Source organism: Peribacillus sp. Aquil_B1 (assembly GCF_022603275.1).
Taxonomy (GTDB): domain Bacteria; phylum Bacillota; class Bacilli; order Bacillales; family DSM-1321; genus Peribacillus.
Genome location: NZ_JAKXEE010000001.1, coordinates 362,436 through 375,732 on the forward strand (window position 1 = coordinate 362,436; position 13,297 = coordinate 375,732).

Annotated in this window: 14 protein-coding genes and 1 other annotated feature; of the genes, 10 read left to right on the forward strand and 4 right to left on the reverse strand. The window is 41.1% G+C overall.

Going from position 1 to position 13,297, the window contains the following annotated elements:
- Positions 1-25: 25 nt before the first annotated feature.
- The 3 genes from kynA to kynU all read right to left on the reverse strand — a co-directional run bounded on the left by kynA (position 26) and on the right by kynU (position 3,721).
- Positions 26-880: a tryptophan 2,3-dioxygenase gene (gene kynA, locus MPH60_RS01790; RefSeq protein ID WP_241589171.1), complete on the reverse strand. Its 855-nt coding sequence runs from the start codon at positions 878-880 to the stop codon at positions 26-28.
- A 54-nt stretch (positions 881-934) separates the two neighbouring features.
- On the reverse strand, positions 935-2,356 hold the full coding sequence (locus tag MPH60_RS01795; protein ID WP_241589170.1) for an amino acid permease: 1,422 nt from the start codon (positions 2,354-2,356) through the stop codon (positions 935-937).
- Positions 2,357-2,443: 87 nt separating this feature from the next.
- Entirely contained in the window at positions 2,444-3,721 is a 1,278-nt protein-coding gene (gene kynU / locus MPH60_RS01800; RefSeq protein ID WP_241589169.1) for a kynureninase, read from the reverse strand.
- Between the two features lie 173 nt (positions 3,722-3,894).
- Here kynU and MPH60_RS01805 point away from each other — a divergent pair, with 173 nt between their 5' ends.
- The 7 genes from MPH60_RS01805 to MPH60_RS01835 all read left to right on the forward strand — a co-directional run bounded on the left by MPH60_RS01805 (position 3,895) and on the right by MPH60_RS01835 (position 8,874).
- Entirely contained in the window at positions 3,895-4,503 is a 609-nt protein-coding gene (locus MPH60_RS01805) for a TetR/AcrR family transcriptional regulator (RefSeq protein WP_241589168.1), read from the forward strand.
- A gap of 362 nt (positions 4,504-4,865) precedes the next feature.
- Positions 4,866-5,213: a lmo0954 family membrane protein gene (locus MPH60_RS01810; protein ID WP_063232490.1), complete on the forward strand. Its 348-nt coding sequence runs from the start codon at positions 4,866-4,868 to the stop codon at positions 5,211-5,213.
- A gap of 19 nt (positions 5,214-5,232) precedes the next feature.
- Entirely contained in the window at positions 5,233-5,868 is a 636-nt protein-coding gene (locus tag MPH60_RS01815) for a PspA/IM30 family protein (RefSeq protein WP_241589167.1), read from the forward strand.
- Between the two features lie 155 nt (positions 5,869-6,023).
- Entirely contained in the window at positions 6,024-6,770 is a 747-nt protein-coding gene (gene liaF, locus MPH60_RS01820; RefSeq protein WP_241589166.1) for a cell wall-active antibiotics response protein LiaF, read from the forward strand.
- Positions 6,767-7,813 (forward strand): sensor histidine kinase, encoded by a 1,047-nt coding sequence (locus tag MPH60_RS01825; RefSeq protein ID WP_241589165.1) that lies wholly within the window; start codon positions 6,767-6,769, stop codon positions 7,811-7,813. The genes liaF and MPH60_RS01825 overlap by 4 nt, the downstream gene beginning before the upstream one ends.
- Positions 7,806-8,447 (forward strand): response regulator transcription factor, encoded by a 642-nt coding sequence (locus MPH60_RS01830; protein WP_272492786.1) that lies wholly within the window; start codon positions 7,806-7,808, stop codon positions 8,445-8,447. The genes MPH60_RS01825 and MPH60_RS01830 overlap by 8 nt, the downstream gene beginning before the upstream one ends.
- A 127-nt stretch (positions 8,448-8,574) precedes the next feature.
- Positions 8,575-8,874 carry a hypothetical protein gene (locus MPH60_RS01835; protein ID WP_241589163.1) on the forward strand — a complete coding sequence of 100 codons (300 nt, stop codon included), beginning with the start codon at positions 8,575-8,577 and terminating at the stop codon, positions 8,872-8,874.
- A 61-nt stretch (positions 8,875-8,935) separates the two neighbouring features.
- Here MPH60_RS01835 and MPH60_RS01840 read toward each other — a convergent pair whose 3' ends face one another.
- The gene (locus MPH60_RS01840; RefSeq protein WP_241589162.1) at positions 8,936-10,099 is read right to left on the reverse strand and encodes an MFS transporter; all 1,164 of its coding nucleotides are present in this window, start codon (positions 10,097-10,099) and stop codon (positions 8,936-8,938) included.
- Between the two features lie 188 nt (positions 10,100-10,287).
- On the opposite strand from MPH60_RS01840, the gene MPH60_RS01845 reads away from it, so the two are divergent.
- From MPH60_RS01845 to MPH60_RS01855, 3 genes are all read left to right on the forward strand, one after another.
- On the forward strand, positions 10,288-10,521 hold the full coding sequence (locus MPH60_RS01845; RefSeq protein ID WP_241589161.1) for a hypothetical protein: 234 nt from the start codon (positions 10,288-10,290) through the stop codon (positions 10,519-10,521).
- 165 nt (positions 10,522-10,686) lie between these two features.
- Entirely contained in the window at positions 10,687-11,175 is a 489-nt protein-coding gene (locus tag MPH60_RS01850; RefSeq protein WP_241589160.1) for a hypothetical protein, read from the forward strand.
- Between the two features lie 347 nt (positions 11,176-11,522).
- Positions 11,523-11,760, forward strand: a binding site (T-box leader).
- A 59-nt stretch (positions 11,761-11,819) separates the two neighbouring features.
- Positions 11,820-13,169, forward strand: coding sequence for an amino acid permease (locus MPH60_RS01855; RefSeq protein WP_241589159.1), 1,350 nt, complete (start codon positions 11,820-11,822; stop codon positions 13,167-13,169).
- Positions 13,170-13,297: the final 128 nt, after the last annotated feature.

The following is a 13,297-nucleotide window of genomic DNA, read 5'->3' on the forward strand; positions in this document are numbered from 1 at the left end:
TCTTCTGGCTGTTTTCTTGAATATGTTATAGCTTCGTTCTTAGGCTCCATAGTTCTGGGAAAAAGTGTTGATCCAGTGCTCTCTTTAAATACGTAACACCTGATGAACCGCCAGTTCCTTGCTTATTACCAATAATCCTTTCCACTGTGGTCATATGATTAAAACGCCATAATTGCTGTTGGTGGCCAATGTCGACTAACTTTTCGCCCAGTTCATATAGGTCCCAATATTGCTCAACATCGCGGTAAACTGTCAGCCATGCCTCTTCTACACTGGCATTTGGTTCATACTTTTGTGACCAATCCCTGTTTATGGCTTCTTGATCAATCGGTAATCCGCGAGCTACAAGAGCATTAATAGCCGCGTCATAAATACTTGGCTCATGAAGGGCCTGCTGCATTTGCTCGTATAACTCCGTTTGGTGCTGATAGACGGATAGGGTATGGACATTTTTGTTTCCTAATGCAAATTCAATCAAACGATTCTGATAAGATTGGAATCCGGAAGATTGTCCCAGTTTATCCCTGAACTCCATGTATTCAGCCGGCGTTAAGGTTGAAAGGACATTCCATGACTGGATCAATTGCTGCTGGATCCTTGAAACGCGAGACAGCATTTTAAACGAAGGTTCCAGCTTGTTTTGGCGGATAGACTCAGTTGCTGCCGTCAACTCATGTAAAATGAGCTTCATCCATAGTTCACTCGCTTGATGGATAATGATGAATAGCATTTCATCATGATGATCGGAACATCTATGCTGACTGGTTAAAATCTTATCAAGGTGGAGGTAATCTCCGTAAGACATCGATTTTTGAAAGTCGGTTTGAATTTCTTTCTCTAGACCCGCTATTGTTTGTTCATTGTTATCCACATTTTTCATTCCGCAATCTCCTCACTTTTCCATATGATGCAAAAAACTATTTATTTCGTCATTCTATTCTATCTTCTTTTCCAGAGATTCTTCCATTACATTATGGTTAATATTTCTTCTTTTTGAAATAAAATAAGCAACAGCTAAAAATAGTAACCAAGGAATCCCGAATTGAAGCATGATTTTGAAATCCGTAAACCATGATGTGATCATCAAGCTAAATAGAAGAACGGCCCCCAGTATCGTTAAATAGGGAAAACCAATCATCCTTACCGGTAGCTTGCGTCCGCCTGTTTTATCCCATTTAACCCTGAAAAACAAATGGGAAATGAAGATCATGAGCCATGTGAACATAGCACCGAACATGGAAATCCCCATCATGAAGGCATAGGATGAACCAGGAAGTAACGCATGAACGCCTGCAGCGATGAAAATTCCCGTTGAAGAGACAGCAAGTGCTTTTGTAGGAACACCCCTTTTGTTTAACTTTCCTAAAAAGCTAGGTGCATTTTTCCCACGTGCCAATGAAAACATCATCCGTGTTGAAGCATAGAGCTGAGCGTTCATGGCAGATACTGCGGCTGTTAAAATAATGAAGTTCATGATCCCGGATGCACCTGGAATGTTTAATATTTCCATCACTTTTACGAATGGACTTACCTCGATCCCAGCCGTTTTCCAAGGAACGATCATCAGCATGATGCCGATTGTCAGCACATAGAAAGTGGATAAACGGAACACGGTTGCTTTTAATGCTTTTGGGACAGCTGCATCTGGATCTTTTGCTTCCCCTGATGTAACCGCTATCAATTCAGTTCCAAGAAAGCTGAATAAAGAAATAAATACGGCTATCCACATCCCCTTCAAACCAAATGGGAAAAAACCGCCTTCATTGACGAAGTTTTCCGGTCCTATATGTGGCTGTTCGGATGAACCGAATAGTACATAGGCTCCAAGAAGGATAAAACCAACAATGGCACTTATTTTAATAAAGGAGAACCAATACTCAAATGTCGCGAATGTATTCACGCTGGTAGCATTTACATAAATCAGGACCCCTGCAAACAGCAAAATCCATACGATTCCCGGAACGCTCGGAAACCAATAATTCATATATACGCTGACTGCACTAACTTCAACCCCAACTGCCAAAACATTGCCGATCCAATAGGAATAGCGGACAAGATAGCCTGCCATAGGAGTCATGTACTTTTCCGCAATGGCCCCAAAAGATCCGGAAGTAGGATGGGCAACCGTCATTTCGGCTAAACAGCCCATCAACAGTAAGACAATGAACGCCCCAAGAGCATAACTGAGCAATACACTTGGCCCTGCCGCTTGAATCGCAAGCCCGCTGCCAAGGAAAAGCCCTGTCCCGATGGCACAGCCCATCGCGATCATGGAAAGCTGATTTGTTTTCAGCTCACGTTTTAATCCTTTTTCTGGCTCATCCTTAAAGTTCAATTGAGTATTTTTGTTCTCCATAGTTCATCCCCTTTTTATCAAAAAGAATTATCCTGCCGTAATTAACTAACCATTTGAGGGATAAGCCCCATCTGGCGGAATTCCTTGTTATGCGACCACTTCACGCTCATTCTTGAATTTTTCATATTGTTTTTCTGACATGATTTTCTTGAGTATTTGTACAACTTTCCAAACTTCTGCGTAAGAAGTATATAGTGCAACCGGAGCGAGACGAATGATGTTAGGTGCTCGGAAATCGGGAATGACACCGTTCTCTTTCAATGCCTTGCATATCCGTGCAGCTTCTTTATGCTCGAGGCTTACATGACCTCCGCGGCGTATGTCTTCTCTAGGAGTTCCAATGAAGAATCCCATGTCTTCCAATTCGAATTCGACTAAATCCATTAAATATTGATTGATTTTCAGGGATTTTTCGCGAATATTCTCAATTCCCGCTTCTATAAAAATGTCCAAAGACCCAATCAAAGGCGCGCAACTTAACACATGCGGCGTGCCAATTTGATACGCTCCTGCTGATTCAGCTGGTGTTAAGGTATGTTCCATATCGAATTGTTTATCTTTTTTGGAGCCGAACCATCCAGCCAATCCAGGCATCGTTCCAAAATGTTTTCGATTTACATATAAACCGCCAACACCGCCAGGACCGCCATTTAAATGTTTATAATTGCACCAATACGCAAAATCCACATCCCACTCGCTGAATGAATGCGGAATGGCACCGATGGAATGACATCCGTCAAATCCGATTACAATTCCTCTTTTATGAGCTTCAGCAGTTAAACGTTTCATATCCAATATTTGACCGCTGCGGTACAGGACCGTTGGCAAGATGATCAAAGCGATGTCATCGGTCATTGCCTCGATAATGTCATCTTCTTCAAGAAATCTGCCATCGCGGCTTTTCACGCGGATGAGATCGGTTTCCGGATCGTGTCCATGGGTACGCAGCTGACTTTGAAGAGCATAAATATCAGTCGGAAAGGTTAATTCATCTGCCAAAATTTTTGTGCGCATTCCTTCAGGCTTATAAAAAGTAGATACAAGCTGATGCAGATTCACAGTTGTGGAGCCGGTTACAATAACTTCCTCGGGAGAAGCTCCGACCAAAGGGGCCATCTTCGCGCCCAATTTCTCAGCCATGAAAAACCATGGGTGATTCCCTTGCGTCCATCCATCAATCCCATGCTCTTTCCAATCTTCCAAAGATTCCAAAAGAGTTCGTTCAGCCCTTTTCGAAAGAAGTCCCAATGAGTTTCCATCCATATAGATGGAATCCGGCTTTAAATAAAACTCTTCTCGAAATCCTTTAAGCGCATCATTCTCATCCAATTGTTTAGCGTGATCCAATGTATATTCAGAAACCATAATCATCCTCCTATATTAGTTTGTTTAATAATTCTAGGAGAATCGTACCAAAGAATATGACACGATGTCAATAAGTTAATTCAGAAAATTATAAACATTGAATCGATCTTTCCAACAAATGTTTTTTATTTTATGGAAATCCTTTATGCTAGAAGATAAGGGGAGGAATAAGCATGGACAAAGTAGGAGATAAACGGCATTTACGCTCGATCATGACACGGCAAAAGTTATTGGAAGCTGCAAAGGAAACATTTCTTGAAGAAGGTTATCAAGCTGCGCTTATTTCCCAAATGATCAAAAGGGCAAACATCGGATACGGAACGGCCTATGTTCATTTTAAAGGAAAAGAGGATCTGTTAATTGTATTAATGGAAAATGTAATGGAGCAATTTTATGAAATTGCCGAGACCTCTTTCTTTCCAAAATCAAAAGACGAAGCAAAACATATCATAAACAGACAAGCTAATGCTTTTTTGAAAATGGCAGAAGCTGAACGCAATATGATGCAAGTTTTCGAACAGGCCATTGGGATCTCAACCATTATTTCAGATAAATGGAAAGCGATCCGCATGAAGTTCATTCAGCGAATTTCAAAGGACGTCGCCTATGCACAGCAAAATGGGCTGGCAAGAGCTGAATTAAACCATGAGCTTGTGGCAAGAGGGTGGTTTTTCACAAATGAAATGTATCTGTGGGAAATCGTCCGAAACGAACACCAAAGTACTGTCGAAGAAATTGCGCAAACCATCACCTCAGTTTACGTCGAAGGCTTGTATTTGTAACGATAATGGCAGTTCACCAATCTTCCGGTTTTATCGGAGGATTTTTTTTATTTCAAAACTCACGAGTAAATGGCCCAAACTCACGAGTAAAATAGCAGAATTCCCGAGTAAACGGCCCAAACTCACGAGTAAAATAGCAGAATTCCCGAGTAAAGGCGCAGAATTCACGAGTAAACTCCCGAACTTACAAGTAAACCAGCAAAATTCACGAGTGAACGCCCAAATCCACTAATAAAACACCTTCATTAGCATCGGACTTACAGCGTCTACGCCTTAAGTCTTACTAGAAAATATAGCTAAGGCTCATTATACGAACTTGTAAAAGTAGATAAGATATAAACATAGAAAGGAGGACGAAAACAATGAAGAAATTTGGTTTATTTATTGTAGGGCTGATCGCACTTTTCCTGTTGCTGGCGAACGTTGGTCCACTGATCAGCCTGGCAATTTGCTTGGCGATCCTATACTTTGGGTTCAAGCAGTTCATGAAGTCCGAATCGACAGGGGCGAAGATTGCGTGGGGGTCAGTCTCCATTATCGTGCTGATCGTTTCTATTTCCCATATCCCGGCAATATTGGGACTGGTGGCAGCTTATGTTCTTTACCTGGTTTATAAAAAATGGAATGAAAATGATGAAAGTGCATCATCGAAAGAAAATGACCCATTCTCAAATTTTGAAAGAGAGTGGAAAGAGTTGAATAAGAACTAATAGAAGGGACGGAATTGAAATGGGTAATTTATTTTCAAGAATGAAACAAACGATTTCGGCTGATTTTCATGACTTGTTGGATAAGAAGGAGCAAAAAAATCCAATAGGAATGTTAAATCAATATTTGCGTCAATGTGAGCAGGAGACAGAAAAGGTCGGTAAGCTTCTTGAACGTCAATATCTTCTGAAAGAAGAGTTTACGCGTGAATATAATCAAGCGCAAAATCTAGCTGAAAAACGTAAGCATCAGGCTGAGATTGCCAAGCAGTCGGGAGAAACCGATTTAATGGAGTTTGCTGTCAAGGAAAGCCTGCACTATGAAGATCGGGCGCAAAGTTTGAAAGAGGCGCATAAAAGTGCAGAGGTTCAGTTGGCTGAACTGGAGCGGAAATATGAAGAAATGAAACATAAGCTGAAGGATATGCATCTAAAGCGGTTGGAACTGATGGGCAGGGAAAATATTGCCCGGGCAAACAACCGGATCAATCGGGTTTTGGACGGAGGCAGTTCCGAAGCCAAACCGGTAGCGATGTTTGAAGAAATGGAGCATTATATCGATCGCATCGAGCACCAGGTCCATACAGATTATAATCGGCATACGATCGATGCCAGGATTGTCCAGCTTGAAAAAGAATTGGAACAGAAAGAAGCGTAACGGTTTGTTAAGGCTGCTGTAATCCCCTGACCTTTTGGAATAGAGGGCGGGGAAAAACAGGCTGTCAGAACGTGACAATTTCATGGTATTCTTAAAAGGCACGGGTTTCTGTGCCTTTTAAGAATATCATGATCATATACAGGGGAGGCGAACCGATGTTGAACAAGATGAAGACGGACTATATGGGATGGATACTTCTCATCGGAGTCGTCCTGCTTTTTTTAGAGATTTCATTTACAGGTGGAGGTCTCCTTTTTTCCATCGCTTTTTCAATAGGGTGTATCTATTTAGGCAGGAAATTCACAAAACGGACAATCGGGAAAATCCTATTTTTTATAGGGTTGATTTCCCTTATCATCACAGTTTTGAATATGTTCGTCTTTAGATTTTTCCTAATGGCGATCCTCATTTATCTATTGCTTTTATATTATCAGTCCAAAAAGAATCCTGATTGGGTCAGTCCCATTTTAACCAATGATGATTCGGACGGAGAAAAGATCAATAAGGAACGGTTACTGAAAACCGATTACCTATTTCAAAATAAATTGTTCGGTCATCAACAAACGGCCGAACATGTATATGAATGGAATTCCGTGAATGTTCAGGGCGGGGTCGGTGATACGGTTATCGATTTAAGCAAAACGATTTTACCGAAAGGCGATGCTGTCATTTCCATCAGGAATATCATTGGCAATATCACTGTCCTTGTACCGTATGGCATCGAAATCAGGGTCCATCATTCTGTCATTGCAGGCAGAGCGCGGATCTTTGAAAATAAGCCTGAATCCAGGGTCTTTAATCAAATTTATTCCTACCAAACGGAAGGGTTCAATGAAACGGACCACAAGGTTCATATCATCACTTCAATCTTAGTTGGCGATTTAGAGGTGAAGCGGATATGAGCATACTGACACGGCAGATATTGACTGCGCTTGGTGTTGCTTTCGTTCTTTCCCTTGCTTTGCCGGCGGCGGTTTTCTTCATTTTTCCTTTATCCGACTGGAGCTTATTGTGGGAGAAAATGGTCATGGGTTTACCCTTCGTCATATTCCTCCCAAGCCTGGTCATGACGGTAGGGCTGATTTATGGAGTCGTTTCGGGGATGTTTTGGAAGAGACAGCTTGAAAGGGTGGATGAAGGGCTGCATTTCCTTGAACAGGGCCGCATACCCTCGCAACAGGAAACGTATCCAATTCAAGAGATGGCAAAAATGGCGGAACGGATGCAACTGATCCATAAGCAAATCAATGAGCAGACAAAATTATCGCAAAAAATGGCGAATGAAAAGGCCATTGATCAGGAGAAACAAATCCAGGAAATCGTTTCCCAGGAACGAAACCGTTTGGCGCGGGAGCTGCATGATTCGGTGAGCCAGCAATTGTTTGCCGCTTCGATGTTCATGTCGGCCATCACAGAATCTCAATCCGATATGGAAAAAACGGAAATGAAACAATTCAAGGTAGTGGAAGAAATGATCCATCAATCCCAGCTTGAGATGAGGGCGTTATTGCTTCACTTGAGACCTGTTGCATTAAAGGGAAAATCTTTACATGAAGGAATGAAGGAGCTTCTTTTGGAATTGGCCCAAAAAGTGACGATGGATATAAATTGGAAGATGGAGCCTTTCACTCTGGATAAGGGGATTGAGGACCATCTGTTTCGGATTTTACAAGAATCGATTTCCAATACGCTGAGACATGCAAAAGCGAATTCGCTTGAAGTGCTATTGATCGTTCGTGATGGATTGATCATTTTACGGATAACGGATGACGGTATCGGTTTTAACGTCGAGGAGTCGAAAACGGGATCATATGGTCTGCAAAATATGCATGAACGGGCTGTTGAATTAGGCGGGACGATGCAAATTGTGAGCGTTCCGAATAAAGGAACGAAACTTGAAGTGAAAATCCCATTATTAAATGCTGGAGGTGATCATGTTGATTAAAGTATTATTTGTCGATGACCATGAAATGGTAAGGATAGGGGTATCGGCTTATTTATCCGCACAATCGGATATCGAAGTGATCGGGGAAGCGGACAATGGTTTGAAAGCTGTCGAACTGGCAATGGAATTGCGTCCGGATATCATTTTGATGGATTTGGTGATGCCGGAAATGGACGGCATAGAAGCGACGAAACGAATTATCGAAAAATGGCCAGAAGCAAAGATCATCATTGTGACAAGCTTCCTGGATGATGAAAAAGTGTACCCGGCATTGGAAGCCGGAGCGACGAGCTATATGCTGAAAACATCAAAGGCCAGTGAGATTGCGAGAGCCGTCCGTTCCACTTTCCAGGGTCAAAGCGTACTTGAACCGGAAGTGACGGGAAAAATGATGGAAAAGCTGCGTCGCCCAAAGGTTACCCAGCTTCATGATCAATTGACAAACCGCGAAATGGAAATTTTGCTGCTGATGACACAAGGAAAAACGAATCAGGAAATTGCCGATGAACTATACATAGCCCTGAAAACAGCCAAAGTGCATGTCAGTAATATATTAAGTAAGCTTGCCGTACAGGACCGCACGCAAGCAGTGATTTACGCATTTAAGCATTCGCTTGTTCAAGAAGAAGAGTAAAGAGCGCCTATTTACCAATAGAGGAAAGTTTGTTATATTTAGGGAACTATCCATCCCGTTAAGTTCTTTCAAGGTTGCTGATTGCAGCCTTTTTTTACGGATAAAGGGAAAAAAGTAGGTGAAATTGATGTTAAGAGTTATCTTAGAATTATTTCGTATAATCACCATCATTTTCGTTATTGGAATGATAATAGGGTTCATCATTAATTCAATTTATGCGATTTTTGGTATAACTGTAGAGAATACTACAGGCGGATGGATTGTTGCTTTGGCAATTCTTCCATTACTTTATGTACTCTATAAAAATCGCCTTCAATTTTCTGGGTTCTATAAAAATGGCAGACAAGTAAAACTCTCAAACGGGACAACGACAATCTTGCTTTGCTTCTCTGTGCTAATGTTAACGGTTGCCCCATTATTTCGCTAACGGAATGCAAAAAGAGCATGTTTTGATCAAAACATGCTCTTTTTTTATACAGTTTTTTAGATTATACGGCTTCCTCTGCGGTATCGAGCCTCTTTCCGTATATCCGATAAAGAACCAAAGCGAATACCATTCCTATAAAGGAGATGGAGGAAATGAACAAGTAAAGGGTCTTCCCGCCGTAAGTTCCATATATGGCCCCGCCTATATAAGAAGCAATGATTCCCGAAACCCCGAAGAATAGCAGCGCCAGTACGGTCTGGCCTGTGGCACGCCATTCCACCGGAACGATCCGATACAGATATTGGATGGCCGCCGAGTAGAAAATCGGGAAAGTCAATATCTGCATGACTTGCAAATAAGCTAATAGCTGTGGATCGGTAATCCACGCAGAGACGAAATAACGGATAAAGAAAAACGCTGCTGCAAACGAAATGATGATGATTTCCTTACCTTTGCGCAGCCACCAAAAGCTTAGGGCGAACACAATGATTTCGCTTCCCGCCGCTAAGAACCAGGTCAAGCCTACAAGCTTGGCACTTCCTCCAAGTTCCCGGATATACACTCCGAGGAAGGTATCGTTCATCCTTGCTGGAACCGCACAGATAAAGACCAATAACAGAAAGAGAAGCGTCTCTTTATTGCTGAAAAAATGCTTAAGACTGCTTAAGGTGACAGGTTTCCCGGAAACAGGTGCATCAGGCATCAGCCAGCTGACAATGAAACTGATCAAACCTATTCCTGCAAAAAGGAACGCAAGGCTGTTCGCTCCGAAATATGACATAACATAGCCGGTGATCAGCGATATAACCGCATAACCCAATGCACCATAGGTTCGGATGGAGCCGTAGCTGATCCCGGATTTCTCTGCCATCGTAAAATTGAGGCTTTCCGTCAGGGGATCGATCGGCATCAGAAAGAAATATAGCAGCATGGCAAACAGGATGAGCTGAAGATAACTGCTTGAATCATAGAGGAAATAACCGATTACGCTCGAGAAAAAGATGAGTAACAACAGGACTTTTCGTATCGTCCTTGTTTTGTCGCTGATCATTCCCCATAAAGGCTGGGTAATGAGAGTGACAAAACCTCCTGTACCGATGATGAATCCGATTTGGGCTGGACGCAAACCTTGATCAGCCAGATAGACTGGGAGAAACGGAATGAAAATGGCAAGCAGTCCAAAATATAAAAAGTTAAAACTCTTTAATAATCGTATTGCTTTCATAAAAAATATGATACCTCACGTGTTCTATAGAGTGGATTGATTTCAGACCATGTTATTGTATCACTGATGACAGAATTTGAAAAAATAGTTTTAAAATAGATTTGGTTTAGAGGTTAAATCTCACTTTTTAAAAATGGGTGTAAATGATAGAATTAACACTTATTGTTAATTAAAGAGGGTGGTAATTCATGGACCAGGACACAAAAGTAATTCAAGAGTTGCAGGAATTGAAGCAAAAAGTCGGTCATCTTGAAGACTTATTAACGGAGCAAGCCAATAAAAAGGAAAAAGCAGGACCATTTCGAATCTTCTTGGACGCAGTAGGCTCATTGCTATTTGGATTAATTGTTGTAGGGCCGGTTGTGGTGGTGGTCGTTGGGGTTCTGATGGTGGCTGCATCATGGTTAGGGATGGAATTTTAAACGTTTAGGAGAGTCTGGGGTTTTATGAATATATTGATTTAATTAGGTGACCAGTGGAATTATTGATGATGGATAAGGAAAAGGTTTTTTTATATATTGTAATTTTATTCGCATCGAATGCATGATTTAAGTATTACATCTTTTCTTAAAAGGGGGATTTTTAAAGTGAAAGTAGTGCTACCTTTTGCAATAGCCATGATTGCACTTACAGGGTGTTCTGCAATAGCTGATAGTGGAACCGGTGAATTGAAATGGTATAAAACCAAAGAAGAAACAATTAATCATGGCATTATAGAAGAAAAGATGAAAAAAGAAGACATCATTGGAGAAGTTAGTGAAAACGGAGAAACATTTGTTATTTATAAAAAACAATTAGAAGAAGGCTTGGGAGTAGGGGTTTCAAGCATAAGTGAGCAAGAAGGAAAGTTTGCTTGGTATGACCCTGATCAAGATGTTCTTGTTAAAAACGATAAAGTCAAAAAGTATTCCTCCCAGATCAGTTGGGGAACAACAACACAATCAGGAAAGGATTATACAATTTACACTGGATTAAGTGAAGATCAAAGTCCTATCGTTAAAACACAAACTAGTGAAGTAAGCCCTGCAATAGACAAGGAAAGTGGGATTTTTTTCTATATAGAGCCTGTTAAATAAGTCATAAGAGGGTTTGTTGAATTTGCGAAACTACTGGTAAATTGAGGGTATCCATAAAGGGCATCTTTGTCTTTAGGAAACTTTGCAAATACGCTTCAACCATCATGTGATCTTCATTTTTATCTTTTAAGACTATCTAACACTTGATTCTGCAGCCGCAGGATGTTCCTTAATTGCTATTAATTTTGTATATTATTTGGCTGCCATTATCCTATAATTGGATCAAGGGCTTTCACGATTTTCTCTAATTTGTTTCTTTGAAAATATTATCCTAAGAAAGTTATTGACAAATTTACCTTGAGTCCGTATAGTATGGGATATTATTAAAAATATTCAGATATAATTTTTCAAACGCAATGAACAGGAGTAGTAAAAGCTCATTATTCGGTATAGAGAGCTGCGGGTTGGTGCAACGCAGTCCAATGATACTTTGAACTTGCCTGGGAGTGGTAAAGCGAAAGATAGGAATGATTCCATTCTTTTGTTTTAACGATTGACCTTCGTTACAAGGTTTTTAAAGCAGGGTTCTAGAAAAGAGCCAATAAGAGTGGTACCGCGGTAAGCTTAAGGCATATCGTCTCTTTCTTCATTTGATTATGAAGGAAGAGACGATATGCTTTTTTTGATTTTGGGGAGGTAAGGATATGGAAACGGACAAACGGAATTTACAGAGGACAATGACTTCAAGGCATATTACGATGATGGCATTAGGCGGTGCCATCGGGGCAGGTTTATTTAAAGGAAGCAGTTCAGCCATTGATATGGCAGGCCCTTCCGTAATCATTGCGTACTTGATAGGGGGCATCATCCTATTATTCATCATGCAAGGTTTAGCTGAAATGGCGGTCCGCAATAGCGGTGCACGAACATTCAGGGATTTGGTCCAATCGATTTTAGGAAAGTATCCTGCCTATTTCCTGGATTGGATCTATTGGAAAATGTGGGTATTGAATATCGCGGCCGAATCAGTGGTTGCGGCGATTTTCCTTCAATATTGGCTGCCTGGGTATCCAATCTGGATACTGGCATTAGCTGTTTCGATTTTAGTTACTGCGGTTAACTTGCTGTCGGTAAAGGTTTTTGCTGAAACGGAGTACTGGCTTGCTTTAATTAAAATTACCGTCATCATTGTGTTCATCATCGCTGGATTATTGTTGCTGCTCGTTACTTTTGGTGATCATACAGCCGTCGGTTTTTCTAACTTGACTGAGCATGGCGGTTTCTTCCCGAATGGATCGACAGGTTTGATCACGGCGATGCTGGTGGTAATCTATTCATATGGCGGTACGGAAATCATCGGGGTCACATTAGCTGAAACGAAAAATCCCGAAAAAGTCGTTCCAAAAGCCGTTCGCAGTACATTGGTCAGGATCATTTCTTTCTATATCATTCCTTTTTTCATCATCGTTAGCTTAATTCCTTGGAACGAGGTAAACGGGGTGAAGGAAAGTCCGTTTGTAATGGTCTTTCAAATGATTGGGATTCCAGGTGCCGACCATATCATGAACGCCGTTGTTCTATTAGCGATCATTTCATCGATGAACTCCGGGTTGTATGGTTCATCCCGCGTTCTGTATACACAAGCCGTGGATGGTCGCGTTCCGAAAATCTTTTCCCGGTTATCCAATAAGAAAGTACCTGTTCCCGCAATATTAATGTGTACTTCAGCTTTATATGGCGGTGTACTGATTTCCTTATTTGCTGGAAGCAAGACCTTCGATTTCCTAATGGGTTCGCTGGGATATACCGTATTATTCATCTGGTTGATCATTGCTTTCGCCCATTTGAAATCACGTAAACAACAGTCCGGAAAAACAAGTGCCTATTCGGTAAAATGGTTCCCGTATACGACATGGGCTGCGATCATCGCTTTAATAACGATCTTGATCGGAATCATTTTCACGACTTCCATAATCGTTACGGTCATTACACTTTGCATTTACATCTTCATTTCCTTAACGTTTGTATGGAAAAAACGCCATAACAAAATCTAGAGATATCATTTTTGCCTTCACATATATAAGTTTCAGTTTCAAGCCATGGTAGTATGCCATGGCTTTCGTTATGTATTCTTGGTCTGATGAAAAGTAAGAGATATCCATTTTACTAGTTCATGGGAATC

What these genes read in the sequence shown, in the direction of transcription:
- kynA (WP_241589171.1), bottom strand. Translation starts at nt 880, where the DNA reads ATGAAAAATGTGGATAACAATGAACAAACAATAGCGGGTCTAGAGAAA.
- MPH60_RS01795 (WP_241589170.1), bottom strand. Translation starts at nt 2,356, where the DNA reads ATGGAGAACAAAAATACTCAATTGAACTTTAAGGATGAGCCAGAAAAA.
- kynU (WP_241589169.1), bottom strand. Translation starts at nt 3,721, where the DNA reads ATGGTTTCTGAATATACATTGGATCACGCTAAACAATTGGATGAGAAT.
- MPH60_RS01805 (WP_241589168.1), top strand. Translation starts at nt 3,895, where the DNA reads ATGGACAAAGTAGGAGATAAACGGCATTTACGCTCGATCATGACACGG.
- MPH60_RS01810 (WP_063232490.1), top strand. Translation starts at nt 4,866, where the DNA reads ATGAAGAAATTTGGTTTATTTATTGTAGGGCTGATCGCACTTTTCCTG.
- MPH60_RS01815 (WP_241589167.1), top strand. Translation starts at nt 5,233, where the DNA reads ATGGGTAATTTATTTTCAAGAATGAAACAAACGATTTCGGCTGATTTT.
- liaF (WP_241589166.1), top strand. Translation starts at nt 6,024, where the DNA reads ATGTTGAACAAGATGAAGACGGACTATATGGGATGGATACTTCTCATC.
- MPH60_RS01825 (WP_241589165.1), top strand. Translation starts at nt 6,767, where the DNA reads ATGAGCATACTGACACGGCAGATATTGACTGCGCTTGGTGTTGCTTTC.
- MPH60_RS01835 (WP_241589163.1), top strand. Translation starts at nt 8,575, where the DNA reads ATGTTAAGAGTTATCTTAGAATTATTTCGTATAATCACCATCATTTTC.
- MPH60_RS01840 (WP_241589162.1), bottom strand. Translation starts at nt 10,099, where the DNA reads ATGAAAGCAATACGATTATTAAAGAGTTTTAACTTTTTATATTTTGGA.
- MPH60_RS01845 (WP_241589161.1), top strand. Translation starts at nt 10,288, where the DNA reads ATGGACCAGGACACAAAAGTAATTCAAGAGTTGCAGGAATTGAAGCAA.
- MPH60_RS01855 (WP_241589159.1), top strand. Translation starts at nt 11,820, where the DNA reads ATGGAAACGGACAAACGGAATTTACAGAGGACAATGACTTCAAGGCAT.